This window comes from Pseudoalteromonas sp. SR44-8 (genome assembly GCF_014163635.1).
Lineage (GTDB): Bacteria > Pseudomonadota > Gammaproteobacteria > Enterobacterales > Alteromonadaceae > Pseudoalteromonas > Pseudoalteromonas rhizosphaerae.
This window is the reverse complement of the sequence record NZ_JACJDS010000027.1, coordinates 1-16,153: the sequence shown is the minus strand read 5'-3', so window position 1 is coordinate 16,153 and position 16,153 is coordinate 1. Positions and strand designations below refer to the sequence as shown.

General features: G+C 40.8%; 12 protein-coding genes. 7 read left to right on the top strand and 5 right to left on the bottom strand.

What is annotated here, in order from left to right:
* Window positions 1-161: 161 nt before the first annotated feature.
* Window positions 162-3,026 carry an FAD-binding and (Fe-S)-binding domain-containing protein gene (locus tag H5183_RS14200; protein WP_182731973.1) on the top strand — a complete coding sequence of 955 codons (2,865 nt, stop codon included), beginning with the start codon at window positions 162-164 and terminating at the stop codon, window positions 3,024-3,026.
* 13 nt (window positions 3,027-3,039) lie between these two features.
* On the opposite strand, the gene H5183_RS14195 is transcribed toward H5183_RS14200, so the two are convergent.
* The gene (locus H5183_RS14195; protein WP_182731972.1) at window positions 3,040-4,230 is read right to left on the bottom strand and encodes an acyltransferase family protein; all 1,191 of its coding nucleotides are present in this window, start codon (window positions 4,228-4,230) and stop codon (window positions 3,040-3,042) included.
* 411 nt (window positions 4,231-4,641) lie between these two features.
* On the opposite strand from H5183_RS14195, the gene H5183_RS14190 reads away from it, so the two are divergent.
* Both H5183_RS14190 and H5183_RS14185 read left to right on the top strand, forming a co-directional pair.
* Entirely contained in the window at window positions 4,642-6,264 is a 1,623-nt protein-coding gene (locus H5183_RS14190) for a sensor domain-containing diguanylate cyclase (RefSeq protein ID WP_182731999.1), read from the top strand.
* Window positions 6,265-6,330: 66 nt separating this feature from the next.
* Window positions 6,331-7,044: a M15 family metallopeptidase gene (locus H5183_RS14185; protein WP_145238815.1), complete on the top strand. Its 714-nt coding sequence runs from the start codon at window positions 6,331-6,333 to the stop codon at window positions 7,042-7,044.
* Window positions 7,045-7,232: 188 nt separating this feature from the next.
* Here the strand turns inward: H5183_RS14185 and H5183_RS14180 are convergent, their stop codons facing one another.
* Complete coding sequence (locus H5183_RS14180) at window positions 7,233-9,398, bottom strand: M3 family metallopeptidase (protein ID WP_145238813.1); 2,166 nt, start codon at window positions 9,396-9,398, stop codon at window positions 7,233-7,235.
* Between the two features lie 615 nt (window positions 9,399-10,013).
* Between H5183_RS14180 and H5183_RS14175 the strand changes: the two genes are divergently transcribed.
* Both H5183_RS14175 and H5183_RS14170 read left to right on the top strand, forming a co-directional pair.
* Window positions 10,014-10,223, top strand: a complete 210-nt coding sequence (locus tag H5183_RS14175; protein WP_058559473.1) for a cold-shock protein — start codon at window positions 10,014-10,016, stop codon at window positions 10,221-10,223.
* 145 nt (window positions 10,224-10,368) lie between these two features.
* Entirely contained in the window at window positions 10,369-11,091 is a 723-nt protein-coding gene (locus H5183_RS14170; RefSeq protein ID WP_145238810.1) for an ABC transporter substrate-binding protein, read from the top strand.
* A 4-nt stretch (window positions 11,092-11,095) separates the two neighbouring features.
* Here H5183_RS14170 and H5183_RS14165 read toward each other — a convergent pair whose 3' ends face one another.
* From H5183_RS14165 to udk, 3 genes are all read right to left on the bottom strand, one after another.
* Window positions 11,096-11,815, bottom strand: a complete 720-nt coding sequence (locus H5183_RS14165) for an ABC transporter substrate-binding protein (RefSeq protein ID WP_182731971.1) — start codon at window positions 11,813-11,815, stop codon at window positions 11,096-11,098.
* 193 nt (window positions 11,816-12,008) lie between these two features.
* Window positions 12,009-13,232, bottom strand: a complete 1,224-nt coding sequence (locus H5183_RS14160) for a NupC/NupG family nucleoside CNT transporter (protein ID WP_182731970.1) — start codon at window positions 13,230-13,232, stop codon at window positions 12,009-12,011.
* 18 nt (window positions 13,233-13,250) lie between these two features.
* On the bottom strand, window positions 13,251-13,880 hold the full coding sequence (gene udk, locus H5183_RS14155; protein WP_145238801.1) for a uridine kinase: 630 nt from the start codon (window positions 13,878-13,880) through the stop codon (window positions 13,251-13,253).
* A gap of 191 nt (window positions 13,881-14,071) precedes the next feature.
* Between udk and H5183_RS14150 the strand changes: the two genes are divergently transcribed.
* On the top strand, window positions 14,072-15,304 hold the full coding sequence (locus tag H5183_RS14150) for a phosphopentomutase (RefSeq protein ID WP_145238798.1): 1,233 nt from the start codon (window positions 14,072-14,074) through the stop codon (window positions 15,302-15,304).
* Window positions 15,304-16,005 carry a purine-nucleoside phosphorylase gene (deoD, locus tag H5183_RS14145; protein WP_145238795.1) on the top strand — a complete coding sequence of 234 codons (702 nt, stop codon included), beginning with the start codon at window positions 15,304-15,306 and terminating at the stop codon, window positions 16,003-16,005. Before H5183_RS14150 ends, deoD begins: the two co-directional genes overlap by 1 nt.
* The last annotated feature ends 148 nt before the right edge of the window (window positions 16,006-16,153 follow it).

Below are 16,153 nucleotides of genomic sequence, written 5' to 3'. Positions count from 1 at the left end.
TTACATAAATATTAAGAGTTAATAGTTATTTAGATGAAAAAAAATAATATTAGACGAGCTTTTATTAATGGTAATTCGCTCTTATTTCAAGTAATAATATATTCCATAATGCTTGGTGGGTCGCCAAGCGAGTAAATTAACAGAACGCAAAGGGGCAAATAATGGCAACAGCACTGACACTATTTCAACAACAACTCAGTGATAAGCTGCCTGCTTCGGCGTTTATTGAAGATTACCCTAGGCGCTATGCTTTTGGCACTGATGCCAGCTTTTATCGTTTAGTGCCGCAATTAATAGTACTGGTTGCTGATCAGCAACAAGCGCAACAGGTCATCAGTGCCGCTGCAACATATAAAGTTGCCATTACTTTCCGGGCCGCCGGTACTAGCCTATCAGGCCAAGCAATTACAGATTCTGTATTAGTGCTGCTTAGTGATTGCTGGTCTGGTTATCAAATTGAAGATAACGGCGCTGCCATTCGGTTAGAGCCAGCTATTATTGGTGCTCGTGCCAATGCCGTACTTGCGCCTTTTGGCCGTAAAATTGGCCCTGATCCCGCTTCAATCAATAGTTGTAAAATCGCTGGCATGGCAGCCAACAATTCATCAGGTATGTGCTGTGGCGTGGCACAAAATAGTTACCATACAGTAAAGGACATGACCTTAATCTTCGCTGACGGTACAGTGCTTGATACACGCAGTGAGCAAAGCCGTTCTGAATTTTTACATAGCCATCAACCGTTTATTAACGATATCACTGCGCTTGCCCAGCAGGTTACAAATAATCCTGAGTTGGCACAGCGTATCGCTCATAAATACCGCTTAAAAAATACCACGGGTTATGGTTTAAACGCGCTAATTGATTACACTGATCCGATTGAGATCATTAAGCATTTAATGATTGGCTCTGAAGGTACGCTGGGGTTTATTGCTGATATTACTTACCACACGGTGATTGATCATGCTCATAAAAGCTCAGCGTTTATTATTTTTGATGATATAAGCCAAGTCTGTGAATTAGTAAAGCAGCTAGCAACGCTTGATGTAGCGGCGGTTGAGTTATTGGATAAGCGCTCGCTCCTGTGCGTCGCGCATCATGACATCATGCCTAAAGATGTTCATAACTACCCAGCAGATAGTGCAGCATTATTAATCGAAGTACGTGCAGAAGACGCAACAAAATTAGTTAATTTACAACAACAAGTGGATCAGCTTGTCGCACATTTTAGCGCCCATCAATTAGCGATTATGGCGTTTTCAACAGATGCTAAGCGCAATGCATCATTATGGAATATTCGTAAAGGTACGTTCCCGGCAGTCGGTGCAGTGCGCGAAAATGGCACCACTGTGATCATTGAAGACGTGGCTTTTGAGCTGGATGTATTAGCTCAGGGTGTTAAAGCTCTGCATCAATTATTTGATAAATACAGTTACGATGAAGCGATTATTTTTGGCCATGCCTTAGCGGGTAATTTGCATTTTGTATTTACCCAAGCGTTCGATACACCAGCGCAAGTAGCGCGTTATGAGCAATTTATGCGGGACGTGTCGCAACTGGTGGCGGTTGAACTGAATGGCTCATTAAAAGCTGAGCATGGTACTGGGCGAAATATGGCGCCGTTTGTGGCAACTGAATGGGGCACTGATGGCTTTGCTGTGATGCAACGTATTAAACAATTGTTTGATAAAGACCACATTTTAAACCCAGGAGTGATCATCAATACCGATGAAAACTGCCATATTCAACATTTAAAAACCATGCCTAGCAGCGACGATATAATCGACAAATGTATTGAGTGTGGTTTTTGCGAAACCGTATGCCCATCAAAAGGACTCACCTTAACGCCGCGCCAACGTATTACGCTGTGGCGACGTCGCACTGAATTGGTTAATCAACTTAGTAACACCGGTGATATTAGCGAAAAACAGCACATTAATCGTCAGCTCAGCAGTATCGAAAAAGATTTTCAATATTTAGGTATTGATAGCTGTGCAGCAACCGGGCTGTGTGGCATGAAATGCCCCGTTGGTATTAACACCGGTGAATTTATAAAATCCCTGAGGGCAAAAAAGCAACTCAATGCAAAAGTGGCGCCGCGCATAGCCAGTTTTGCGGTCAAACATTTTGCGGTATTAGCAAATACAGCACGCTTTGGTTTAACCAGTATGGCGATGGTGCGAAACATCATTGGTGCACAGGCACTGCGTACTTTAACCAAACCTACTAATAAGCTGATTGGCACCCCACTTTATTATTCAGCGTGGCCAAGGGGGGAGCAGCCAATTAATCACAGCATAGTACACGCACAACAGCCTGATAAAGTGGTTTATCTTCCCAGTTGTGCCAGCAGGGTGTTTGCTGCCGATGAGCAAGCGGATGATCGCCGCTCAATTATGCAAGTTATGCATAGCCTCGCGACTAAAGCGGGAATTGAACTGTTACTGCCGATGCAAATTAATGAGCTATGTTGTGGCATGCCCTTTGCCAGTAAAGGTTTACCTGAACAGGCAAAAAGTAAAGCTGAGCAGTTACTCGATATCGCGCAGCAGGTGTCTGAAAATGGTCGTTACCCGATTATTTTTGACGCCAGTCCATGTGCATTAACAAGCAATGAAGCAGCGCAACAGCGCGGTTTAACAGTACTCGAAAGTGCTGAGTTTGCTTATCAATATTTATTGCCTAAGCTGACCATCACAGCCCAACCAGAGCCGGTTATGTTACATGTTACCTGTAGTAGCAAACGCCGTGGCAGTGAACAACAACTTGTTGCCGTAGCTAAAGCATGCAGTAACGAAGTGATTATTCCGGCTGATATTGAATGTTGTGGCTTTGCCGGCGATAAGGGCTTTAACTTGCCAGAGCTAAATGCTAATGCATTAAAAACGCTGCGTAACCAAGTGCCTCAAAATTGCAGTAGCGGTATTTCTAATAGCCGCAGTTGTGAAATTGGCTTAACTCAGCACAGTGGTATTAACTACCAATCTGTGCTGTATTTATTAGATAAAGTGAGTCAAGCAGCCTCTTGATGAGGCTTAGACATTATACTTTCCAAAAAATCCCGCGTTTATAGCACGCATACATCACTAGATAAGAGGCGAGTAAAAATAGCAACGAATAGCTAAAAGAGCCTAAATAATTACCAAATAGCGGTTGTAATACTTGATTAAATATAGCACCTTTTAAACTTGTATCAGCCACTGGGATCATAATTAAAATACGCGCTACGATGCCAGCAAACATAAAGAACAAAATAGCGTTAGCGCCAAACACTAAAAACGGCGCACTCCACAAGCGAACTTTACGAATATCGAGAATATAGCTACACAGTGCATAGCATAACATCGCTAGTCCTGAGCTGATTATTACATAGCTTGGTGTCCATAGTGCTTTGTTTATTGGTATTAAAAGTGAAAGTAAGCACCCGCAAACAATGCTTGTAATAGCCACTAGGGTAAATATTCTGACTTGTTTGCCAAGGTTTTTTTCAGTGCTTATATAGTATCTGCATAATATTCCTGATAATGCCGTTGCAATTGCAGGTAAGGTTGAGAGTATTCCTTCTGGATCAAATGCTAAAGGTTTTGCTGTGGCATAGTAAACATGATTTGCACCGAGCAGTAAATTATCAAGCCAAGCGCTGAGGTTATTACCATGCAGCCACAGCCCTTTAACGATTTCACCGTTAGGCAATGAATAGGGCGTATATATCATTAACGCGCCGTACCCGATGAGTAAGCTCACAAAGGTAAGCGCAATATACTTTGGTTTTATATAAAGGTAACAAGCTAAGGCAATCAGATAAACTAGACCGATGCGTTGTAAAACGCCCATGATCCTAATACCTGCTAAACGTTCATCTAGCCAGCTGAAATTAGGATCGCGAAAATTATAGTAGAACAGGGCTAAAAACCAACCTAATGCAACTAGCTTTACCGTACGCACTACACCAGATCTGAGTATACTTTGTTTAGTCACTCCTTTTGTCAGCATGGCATTAACCGATAGTGTGATCGACATCCCAACAATAAAAATAAAAAATGGGAAAATTAAATCAGTGGGTGTTAGGCCATGCCAATCAGCATGTTTAAGCGGCCAGTACATATATAACCAACTTCCTGGGTTATTGACTAGAATCATCGCAGTGATAGTGAACCCTCGCAGTACATCTAAGGCGAGCAAACGATGACTGGGTAATTGTGATAATATATTCTGGCAGTGATGTTTAACCATAACGTTCTTTTATTTGTTATTTGTCTTTTAATTGTAATAATTTATTCATTTTGCGCAAGGTAAATTTTCTTCGCTTATTTTGTTAAAAGCGCAAACAGATAAATTGATTTTTCTATGGGGAAACAGCAATCGCTTAGCGCAAGCTCAGCAACAAGTTGTTGCATAAGTTCAACTGGCATGTAGTGAAAATTCAAATAATATTACAAGTATTTGAATTTAAAATTTTTATGTCGCGAGAGCCAAGCTGAGCGCGGTCTAAAAATTGCATAGAGATAAATTATTAGCCGTTGGGAACAACAGAAATAAGTACTTTACGAGCTTTTAGCTGGATCGTATGGGAGCTATTTGCTATCATTTATCGTTAGTATAATTGCCAAGGAAATACAAGGCCAGCATAGAGAAGTAAGTATTTTGCTAGGCCGTGTTAATATCAATCTTGATTTAAAAAAGTTAATCTTATTTTTAGCTATTTCAGTGACTGTGATCACCTTTCTAAATGGCTTTTATTCCAGCTACCAAGTACAAAAACAGCAGCTACAATCGCAAACCTTAAAAAACCATAATGCGTATGCCGCTAAACTTGTCTCTGCCACTGACCGGTTTCTACTGGCTGCTCAGCAGCAACTCGCTTATTCAGCAAAAATTCTTGCAATCCAATTTAATGATGCAAACACTCTTGCGCAAGAGGCGCAGCGACTTAGGTTGCAAACTGATAGCTTTAACTCAACGGTTGTCGTTGACAAAAATGGTGTGGTATTAGCCCATTCACCATTGAGTCTAAAGCTAAAAGGTCAACTTTTAGAAAGTGATGGTGCAAAACAAGCACTAGCGAATAAAAAGCCAATAATCAGTGAGCCTTATATTTCTGCGGTAGGGAACCTCGTGATAGTTATTTCGCATCCGATATTTAACTCTCAAGGTGAATACCTTGGCTACATAGGAGGGACATTATATCTAAAACAAAAAGGGATTTTACATGACTTACTGCAAGTACATTTTCATAAAGACGGCTCATATATCTATGTTGTTGATAAGAATAGGCGCTTACTTTATCACCCTGATGTTGCTCGGATCGGTGAACAAGTTTTTGGCAATCCAGTGATCGAAGCGGTGCTAAGAGGTGAAAGCGGCACTAGGCAGTTAATTAATAGTCAAAACATTGTCATGCTGGCAGGTTATGCACCATTAAAAAGTGCCTCTTGGGGCATTGTCACACAACGACCATTAGACGCTACATTTGCGCCATTAGACGATTTAATGATGAATGTTTTATATCGAACCCTGCCAGTAGGGTTGGCAACCTTTATATTTATTTGGGTGCTAGCTCGGTTAATTTCAAAGCCGTTAAGGCAACTTGCAGAAACGGCTAAAACACTTGATAACCCGTCAACTTCGCAACAGTTAAAGCAAGTGCGGTCTTGGTATTATGAAAGCTCTGAACTGCGTTTAGCTATGCTAAAAGGAATCGGCTTATTACAAAACCAGATTGGTCTATTACAGCATGAAGCACAAACAGATCCACTTACGGGCTTACATAACAGACGTAGCCTGGAGCTCATGTTAGATCAATTAACTTTACAGCAAACACCCTTCACTGTGCTTGCTATCGATATTGATTTTTTTAAGCGTGTTAATGATGAGTTTGGCCATGATATTGGTGATATTGTTTTGCAATCGTTGGCTAAAATTATTGTTGATGTAACCCGTGAAAATGATTTTGTTGCACGTACGGGGGGAGAAGAGTTTATTGTTATATTACCAAATATTAACGCCAAATCAGCTTATCAACTTGCGGAACGATTACGTATGCGTGTATCAGAAACAATCATCGAACCAGTAGGAAGTATCAACATATCAATAGGTATTTCTGGCTGGCCACTGATGCAATTGAGTGTTGAAGAGATACTCAAACAAGCGGATCAGGCTTTATACAAAGCGAAAAAAACGGGTCGTAATCGGTGTATTATTGATTCTCAGTTTATCCAATCTGATGATTCTCAGTTTATCCAATCTGAACTTGTCGAGCAGGAATAATTTATTGGCAATGGCTTTTAACTATGCAATATTAATAGCCTGTTTTTAATGTTATAAGCTACTACAATGTTGTTAAATATCAGTTTTAAACTAATGTCACTGCTTGGAGTGTATGCTTTAAGCAGTGCAGCAATTGCCCATGACGCTAACGCTACATATTCCGACCCAGCTCAAAGCTATCGTAGTGAGTTTGTTGATGTTGCAACGTTAATACCGACCGCATTATTTGATATTCGCTATTTTAGTGGGCAAAACTTTGTTGGTAAACCAATCGAAGGTTATAACGCGCCTAAATGCTTATTGCATAAAACGGCAGCTGCAGCGCTGGTAAAAGCACATTCTCAGGCGGAGCAAGCAGGTTATAATTTTAAAATCTATGATTGTTATCGGCCACAACGAGCCGTTGACCACTTTGTGCGTTGGGTTAACGACGAAACTGACACAAAAACCAAAGCTGCGTATTACCCTAATTTAGGAAAAGATCAGTTACTCGGTGATTATATCGCAGCTAAATCAGGCCACAGCCGTGGTTCAACAATTGATTTAACTTTGACTGATAGTCAAGGCAAAGCATTAAATATGGGCTCATTGTTTGATATGTTCGATACCATCTCAAATACCGATGATCCGCGTATTACTCAAGATCAACAAGCAAACAGATATAAGTTAAAAAATATCATGTTGGCCGCTGGATTTTCGCCTTACGCAATGGAGTGGTGGCACTTTACCTATCAGCCACAAGCCTATCCAAATACTTATTTTGATTTTGTGGTGCAGTGAGGGGCTAGCGAGTTAAAAACAGTAAAGTTAGTGAGCTGAACTAAGTACATCTATTCAGCCTACTAATTTATACACTCATAATGAGGCGGTATATAGCCATTGCTAGTTACAGGCGCGAAATTAGTTTCGCGCCTTGATCGTTAAGCAGGAAATAGCTAGTTTCTAACTTTCCCCTCCGTAGCTTGTTTTTACTGAACGGTTGCTTTTAAACCACGGCGTTTTAATAACGCTGAGGTGTCAGGCTCTTGACCGCGGAACGCTTTGAACGACTCCATTAGGTCACGTGAGTTACCAACTTCTAAGATCTCTTTACGGTATTTATCGCCCATTTTACGGGTTAAACCGCCTTGCTCTTGAACGTAAGCAAATGCATCGGCCGCTAAAATTTCACTCCACATGTATGCGTAGTAGCCCGCTGAGTAACCGCCACCCATTGAGTGTGAGAAGAACGCAGACTTATAACGCGGTGGCACAAATGGCACATTTACACCGTGCTTAGTTAGTGCTTGTTGCTCAAATTTCTCAATATCTTGTAACGGGGCATCAGCAGGCAATGAGTGCCATTCCATATCTAAAAGTGCCGCTGCAACGTACTCAAGGGTGTCATAGCCTTGGTTGAAGCTACGTGATTGAATTACTTTAGTCAGTAACTCATCAGGAATTGGCTCACCTGTTTCGTGGTGTTTTGCATAGTTTGCGATAACTTCAGGATACATAGCCCAATCTTCTTCAAACGTTGATGGGAACTCAACGAAGTCACGAGATACTGAAGTACCCGATAAAGTTGGGTATTTCACGTTCGAGAACATACCATGTAGGCCGTGACCCAATTCGTGGAAGATAGTTGTTGTTTCGTCATAGCTGATTAGCGTTGGTTCACCTTTGGCGCCTTTTTGAATGTTCATTACATTCACAACCACAGGCTTTTGTTCTTTTAAGCCAGATTGTTTTACAAACGAGCTCATCCATGCGCCACCACGTTTGCCTTCACGCGCAAAGTAATCAGCAAAGAAAATCGCAAGACTCTTACCATCAGCATCAAATAGCTCATATGCTTTTACATCTGGATGATAAACCGGAATATCAGTGCGTGGTTTGAAAGTAATGCCATATAAGCGGTTCATGGTAAAGAATACGCCGTCTTCTAATACACGATTAAACTCAAAGTATTCTTTTACTGCATTTTCGTCTAAGTTGTACTTATCTTTACGTACTTGCTCTGCGTAGAATAGCCAATCCCAAGGCTGTAGCTTAAATTGATCGCCAGACTCATCGATTTTCGCTTGGATCGCAGCAGCTTCAGCATTAACGTTTTGCATCAACGCAGGGATCATGCTGGCAAACATATCAAATACTGCTTCTGGTTTCTTCGCCATTTGTGATTCTAATCCAAACGCAGCCCAACTGTCGTAACCAAGTAGTTTTGCTTTTTGAGCACGTAGCTGAGCTAGTTCAGCCACGATTTCGCGGTTACTATTTTCACCCGATAGCGCACGCTCTGATGATGCACGCCATACTTTTTCACGTAGTTCACGGTTTTTAAGCGCTGCTAAAATTGGTTGGCGCGTTGTGTTAGTGATTTTTATCAGATATTTACCTGAGTGACCCGCTTGTGTTGCAGCATTGGCAAGTTGCTCTATTTGGCCTGCTGATAAACCATCAAGCAGCGCTTTATCGTCAACGATAACAACATTGCTGTTAGTCAATGCTAGTAAGTTTTGTGAAAACTGAGTGGTTAAGCTTGAGTGCTTGGTATTGATATCACGAATTTGTTGTTTTTGTTCTGCGTTTAATTTCGCGCCCGCTCTGATAAAGCGTTTGTAGTAAACGTCGAGTAAGCGAGTTTCTTCAGCTGTTAAAGCCAGAGTGTCTGACTCTGCGTGTAATGTTGCTACTTTTTCAAATAATGCTTTATTTAAGAAAATGTTGTCGCTGTGTGCTGCCATTTTTGGCGCTAGCTCTTTTTGTATCTCACGACGCGTTGGGTTTGAGTCACTGCCTGCTAGGTTATAGAAAATGCTACGGGTACGGGTTAATAATTCCCCACTTTCTTCAAGCGCAACAATTGTATTAGCAAAATCAGGCTTAGCAGGATTATTGATAATCGTTTGTACTTCAGCCATTTGCTCAGCCATACCTTGATTAAAAGCCGGCATAAAGTGTTCGTCTTTAATCGCATTGAAATCTGGCGTTTCGTATTGTAAAACGCTTTTCACTAACAGTGGATTAGCTTGCTGTACTTGATCAGCTGTAGCCGTTTGTTCGGCTTTAATGTTGTTTGCTGTTGTTTGGGGCTCAGAACAGGCTGTTAATAATAACGCTGAACTGATCGCGGTTGCTAATAAGTGTTTCATTATTTTTCTCTTATCATTTTTAAAAATTAAATTGTGCCGATATAAGCGCAGTAAGCGCTTTGTAAATCAGCAGGTGCCTGCTGTCATAAAAGTTGAAGTGCACAAAAAATAGCAGCAAAGCGCAATTAAATGGGGCAAATATCACTATGTGCTCAATGGCCCAAGCATACTGCAGATAACTACTAATGATCTCACCTATTGAGATAAGGCGATTATTAGCTGCGATCAGTGGTGAAATCTCACTAAGAATGGAATATATTTTTACTTTTACGCAATTTTTTCAGTGAGTTTTCAAATATGTGATAGATTGCAAAAAATGATGCTGAGCAATCAACTGTAACAAAAAAAGTAACACTCATCCGTGATAGAAAAAATTACTCAACGCGCCTTAAATATTGGCTAAGGTAAATAAAGACTCGAAAGGGGGTTGACATAACTTATTAACCCTGTATAGTTTGCTGCAGCTAGAAAGAAAGCATGAAAGCTATAAATCTCCATTTCGATGTTGTATAAGTAATACTTGTAGTACCGTCCTGAAGTTTTTAAAGTACCATCTCATTTTTTGCTACACCGCTCATTAGAGCAATTATTTTATTTTTATATCAGGATATTACAATGTCTAACATCGTATCAGGTACAGTTAAGTGGTTCAACGAGTCTAAAGGTTTTGGTTTCATCGAGCAAGAAAATGGCCCAGACGTTTTCGCACATTTCTCAGCAATCAAAAGCGAAGGTTTCAAAACTTTAGCTGAAGGCCAACGTGTAGAGTTCACTCTTTCACAAGGTCAAAAAGGTCCACAAGCAGAGAACATCACTGCTGTATAATTTTACCTTTTAGGTAGAATAAAAAAAGCAAGCTTAGGCTTGCTTTTTTGTATTTGAAAATTGACGTAACTTGCTCCCCCTCCTATTCTTTATCTATTATTATTTTTCTGTAACGAGATAGATTATCTACCGATTACTTATCCTAGTGTTTAGCCTTGGATTCACTTTTACTTGCGCTGCAAAGCCAATAATTACTATTTTTACTGAACAGTTTCCCCCTTATAATTTTTCGAATAAAGGGCAGCTGCAAGGGATTAATTTAGATATTGTGCGTACGTTGTGTGAGCTTTCACAAGTGGAGTGCAAATTTGAGCTGTTGCCTTGGGCAAGGGCATACGATTTAGTGCAAAAAAATCAGCTCTCAGGGCTAGTATCAACCGCTCGCAGTGCTGAGCGAGAAGATTTATTTTACTGGGTTGGCCCATTGGTTTCTTCACGTACATTTTTTTATCGTCTTCGCGACAACAAACACATTAATCCAACTGATATTACTCAAGTTAGTGCATACACCTTAGGTGTCGTTAGAGGCAATATTTATGAGGGGTTAGTGGAGAGTATTGGTTTCCAACAAGATAAAAACTTATTAAAAGTAGCTCATCACTATGAATATATGAACCTATTTTTTAAAAATAAAATCGATTTAATTCTCGGCTCAGAGTTTGCCTTAGATTACCAACTGCAGCAATTTGGTCATGGTGGTAAAGAAGTCGTCAAACTAGTTGAGCTACCAGTAAATACATTACAGGGTAACTACGTAGTATTTAATAAAGAGATGCCTATTGAAATAGTTGAACGCTTCAATGAGCAGTTAGAAAAACTTAAAGCGGTGGATAACTTTGACGCTTATCGGCATCGTTATGTACAATAGCTAGTTAATGAGCCGTTATTAATTGACGGTATTTTTCAGTACTTTTAACCTTTAAAAAAGCCTGCTGCAGTGCTTTTATAATATCTTCATCAGTATTGATATTTGCAGCTAAGTAACCAGCAACTGCCAGTCCTTCTATGGCATGTACGAACGTCAGTGCGTTAGCATTGATCGCTAGCTGCTCACTCATTGAAGCTAGATAATTAGCATCGTCGACTACCAGATCAACTTTTCTTGCTAGTAGTAACTGATATGACTTTTGAATATCAGTGGTCAGCAATACTTCGAAACCACGTTTTACTAATACTTGCGATGCAAGGTCATGGCGCTGTACGGCAATTTTATATTGCTTAGCTTGCTCTGTATTATCAAAGTTAATATCACTGCGCTCAGAGAGTTTTACAAAGCCCATTTCAAACTGTGCTACTGGCCCAATCCAATGAAACAGTGTTTCGCGATCCGTTGTGCGTGCCATACTGTAAATTAAGGTGTTGCTATTATTAACCGCCATTTTATAAGCACGTGCCCAAGGGTACATGTTGATTGGGGCATTGAGCTTAGCCTCTAAAATAATCATATTTACTAACTCAGTACTATAACCAGTTACCTGATTATTCAGCAAAACTTGATTCGGCGGTGACAACTCGGTCACAACCATTAAGTTTTGATTTGCAGTACTATGGACACTGATACAAAGAAGTAGCAGATTAATAAATAGCCGCATTTATTTTCTCTTTTTGACGATAGAACTTTGAGTATAGCAATAACTAGGAAAAGTATTATGAAAGTAAACAGTGAATTAAAAACGATAAAAGGGCCATAAAGGCCCTTTGTGAAGTATCGTTCAAGTAAGATAAGTCTTTAACCCCTTAAAGGCTTATCCTATTGTTTTGCAACCAAGGCTCATCTCAAAGTTTCTAAGCTAGCGAGAGGAAAAAACCTGCAATTGCGGCGCTCATAAGGTTAGCCATAGATCCTGCTAACACTGCTCTGAGCCCTAAGCGTGCGATATCCTTTCGCCGACTAGGCGCCATACCGCCTAATCCACCTAGTAAAATGGCTATCGATGATAAGTTAGCAAACCCACATAACGCGAATGTGACAATCGCTTGTGTGTGCGCACTTAACGTATCGCGATAATTCATAAAGTCTAAATAAGCAACAAACTCGTTTACTACTAATTTTTGACCAATAAAGCTACCAGCTATAATTGCTTCATTCCACGGTACACCTAGTAACCAGGCAACCGGCGCAAATATATAACCTAAAATTTCTTGTAGTGTTAGGGTTGGATAATCAAACCAACCACCAATACCACCTAATAAACCGTTTAACAGCGCAATTAAAGCTACAAATGCCAGTAACATTGCGCCTACATTCAAGGCTAAATGCATACCGTTTGCTGCACCCGATGCTGCTGCATCAATTACGTTAACAGGCTTGTCTTCGTCAAGCTCTAAATCAGCTAAAGTATCTTTTGGTGTTTCGGTCTCTGGCACAATCATCTTGGCCATTAAGAAACCACCCGGCGCTGCCATAAAGCTGGCTGCAATTAAATATTTAAGCTCTACACCAATAATCACGTAACCGGCCATTACTGAGCCCGCTACCGTTGCTAAGCCACCTACCATTACTGCAAATAACTCTGACTTAGTCATCGTTGCAATGAACGGCTTAACAATCAGTGGCGCTTCAGTTTGACCAACAAAAATGTTTGCGGTTGCTGAAAGCGACTCAGTGCGTGAGGTTTTCAACAGTTTTTGTAAACCACCGCCTAATATTCTAATTATCCAATCCATAATGCCTAAGTGATATAACACAGCAACTAATGCTGAGAAAAACACAATAACTGGCAATACCTGAATAGCAAAAATAAACCCTAACGTATCCTGATTTGCTAACGGTCCAAATAAAAAGCTGATCCCATCATTAGCAAACCCGATCACTGATGATACGGCTTTTGACATGCCAACTAATGCATTTTTACCTGCGTCTGAAAACAGGACAAAACCACCAATTATAAATTGCAGGGCAAAAGCGATACCGACAGTTCTAAAACTAATTGCTTTGCGATTTGTCGAAGCCGCAAATGCAATGCCTAGCAGCATACACATGCCGACTAAGCTCATAAATGTTGTCATCTTTGCTTATTCCCGTTGTTATTTTTGCAGTAAATATTTTATTTTACTTTTAATTATATCAATCGCAACACGATTCATACCACCACGTGTAACCACTAAATCAGCCTTGTGCTTTGAAGGCTCAATAAACTGATAAAACATCGGTCTCACAGTAGCTTGATATTGTTCAACAACGGACTGTAATGTTCTGCCTCGTTGCTCCATATCACGTTGCATACGGCGCATCAGGCAAATATCAAGCGGTGTATCAATAAACACTTTGATATCAAATTCTTTACGTAGCGCTTTATCACTAAGCAATAAAATCCCTTCAACTATGAGAATTTCTGCTGGCATCACAGTGCGTGTTTTGTCACTGCGAGTATGCTGCGCATAATCATAGGTAGGTACTTCTACCGCTTCGCCATCACGTAACTGTGTTAAATGTTTACACATTAACTCATGTTCAAACGCATCAGGATGGTCGTAATTCGTTTGCGTACGATGATCAAACGGCAAATGCGATTGGTCTTTATAGTACGCATCTTCTTCAATCACGGCGATGGCGCCTGGTTCAAGCTCATTCACCAATTCATTATAAATTGTTTGGCTAAAAAGAGATTTGCCAGACGCAGAAGCGCCAGCAATGGCTATTATTGTTCGTGTCACTAAAGTTCTCATCCACACAGAAGGATACATTGTTGGTAGATCACAATAGCAAAAAAGACACGAATAATCTCTCTTGCTTCGCTTTAAGGTGTGAAATTTATAATGTTTAGGTTTTATGAAACAGGACTTATGTCCTGTACGTTAAAAAGCACAAAAATATAAAGTAGCTACATTGGATAATCGAGGTGAGTATGGCAAGAGCAATTATATTAATGGCAGATAGCCTAGGCATAGGTGCAGCACCAGACGCTGACAAGTTTGGCGACTTGGGCGCAAACACTTTTGCACATTTGCTTAAAGCATACTTTGAAGAAACCGGCGAACGGCTATCACTACCTAACCTATCGTTATTAGGTTTAGTTGATGCATGTGAAGCTGCAGGCAATGAACCGTGCCTTGTTAGCGACCGTCAAACACCGATTGCTGCTTGGGGTTACGCAAAAGAGCTTTCTAGCGGCAAAGATACTCCATCAGGTCATTGGGAAATGGCAGGTGTACCGGTGTTATTCGATTGGGGATATTTCCCTAAAACACAACCGAGTTTTCCACAACAGTTAATTGACGAGCTGATTGCTCGTACCGGTATCCCAGGGATTTTAGGCAACTGCCATGCCTCGGGTACTACGATTTTAGAACAGCTAGGTGAAGAGCACATAAAAACAGGTAAACCAATCTGTTACACCTCAGCTGATAGCGTGTTTCAAATAGCCGCGCATGAACAAACTTTCGGTCTAGAAAAACTTTATCAGGTCTGCGAAATCACACGGGCGCTGCTTGATGAAATGAACATAGGACGAGTGATTGCGCGGCCATTTTTGGGTTCCAATAATCAAGACTTTGCCAGAACGGGCAATCGTCGAGATTATTCAGTGTTACCGCCAGCGCCAACATTGCTAGACAAACTAGCCGATGACGGTGGTGAAGTGATTAGTATAGGGAAGATATCTGACATCTATGCGCATCAAGGGATCACCCAAAAACACAAAGCCCCAGGCTTACAAAACTTGTTAGCAAAAACCACTGAGGTAATGGCATCAGCGCCAGATCACAGTTTGATATTTACTAACTTAGTTGATTTTGATGAAAAATTTGGTCATCGCCGCGACCCTGTTGGGTATGCAAAAGCGCTTAAACAGTTGGACGATTACTTACCAACGATACTTAAGCAGCTTAAAGCCGACGACGTACTAATTATTACGGCGGATCACGGTTGTGATCCAACATTCCCGGGCAGTGAGCACACCCGCGAATATGTGCCTGTACTTGCTTATCAGGTAGGGCTTGAAAATACCCCGCTTGGTGAACGTGCTAGTTTTGCAGACATAGGTCAAACACTTGCCCAGTGGTTTAACTTACCTGCACTTGAATATGGCGATGGCTTTATTGATAAGCTTAACGCGCTAAAAGTAAAAGGAAACGAATAATGAGTACTCCACATATTGACGCAAATAATGGCGATTTTGCACAAACGGTATTAATGCCGGGTGATCCATTACGTGCGCAATACATTGCTGAAAATTTTCTTGATGATGCTGTAAAAGTAACCGGCGTTCGTAACATGTATGGTTTCACTGGCACTTATAAAGGTAAACCAGTAAGCATTATGGGTTCTGGTATGGGCATTCCATCAATGTCGATTTATGCACGCGAATTAATCGTCAGCTACGGCGTTAAAAACCTAATTCGTATCGGCACTTGCGGCGGTATTGGTAGCGACATTAAAATTCGTGATGTTATCTTTGCACAAGGCGCAAGCACAGATTCAAATGTAAACCGTGCACGTGTACGTGGTTATGATTTCTCAGCAATTGCTGATTTTGATTTACTATTAAACGGCGTTAATGCAGCAAAAGAGCTAGGTATTAAAGCGAAAGTGGGTAACGTATTTACCACCGATACCTTTTATCAAGCCGATAACAGCTTTTATCAAGAACTTGATAAACTAGGCATGTTAGCGGTAGATATGGAAACAGCCGGTTTATATGGCGTTGCTGCTGAATATGGTGCAAAAGCCATGGCATTATTTACCGTGAGTGACCACGTGATCACCGGTGAAGCAACCCCAAGTGAAGAGCGTCAAAGCACCTTCAATGAAATGGTTAAAATTGCCTTAGAGTCAATCTAAGCGTAATAAACAAAAAGTTCCTTGGTAACGTATTCGCAGTATTTTGGAGACACGCCCAAAATAATGTGAGACTAACCTCCAAAGCCGCCTAGTTAAACTAAGCGGCTTTTTTTATGGGGAAAAGTTAGCGAGGGTAAAGTTAGCGAGG

Coding starts and splice junctions, on each gene's coding strand:
- H5183_RS14165 (WP_182731971.1), bottom strand. CDS start 11,815: ATGCGGCTATTTATTAATCTGCTACTTCTTTGTATCAGTGTCCATAGT.
- H5183_RS14185 (WP_145238815.1), top strand. CDS start 6,331: ATGTTGTTAAATATCAGTTTTAAACTAATGTCACTGCTTGGAGTGTAT.
- deoD (WP_145238795.1), top strand. CDS start 15,304: ATGAGTACTCCACATATTGACGCAAATAATGGCGATTTTGCACAAACG.
- H5183_RS14200 (WP_182731973.1), top strand. CDS start 162: ATGGCAACAGCACTGACACTATTTCAACAACAACTCAGTGATAAGCTG.
- H5183_RS14150 (WP_145238798.1), top strand. CDS start 14,072: ATGGCAAGAGCAATTATATTAATGGCAGATAGCCTAGGCATAGGTGCA.
- H5183_RS14180 (WP_145238813.1), bottom strand. CDS start 9,398: ATGAAACACTTATTAGCAACCGCGATCAGTTCAGCGTTATTATTAACA.
- H5183_RS14195 (WP_182731972.1), bottom strand. CDS start 4,230: ATGGTTAAACATCACTGCCAGAATATATTATCACAATTACCCAGTCAT.
- H5183_RS14175 (WP_058559473.1), top strand. CDS start 10,014: ATGTCTAACATCGTATCAGGTACAGTTAAGTGGTTCAACGAGTCTAAA.
- H5183_RS14160 (WP_182731970.1), bottom strand. CDS start 13,232: ATGACAACATTTATGAGCTTAGTCGGCATGTGTATGCTGCTAGGCATT.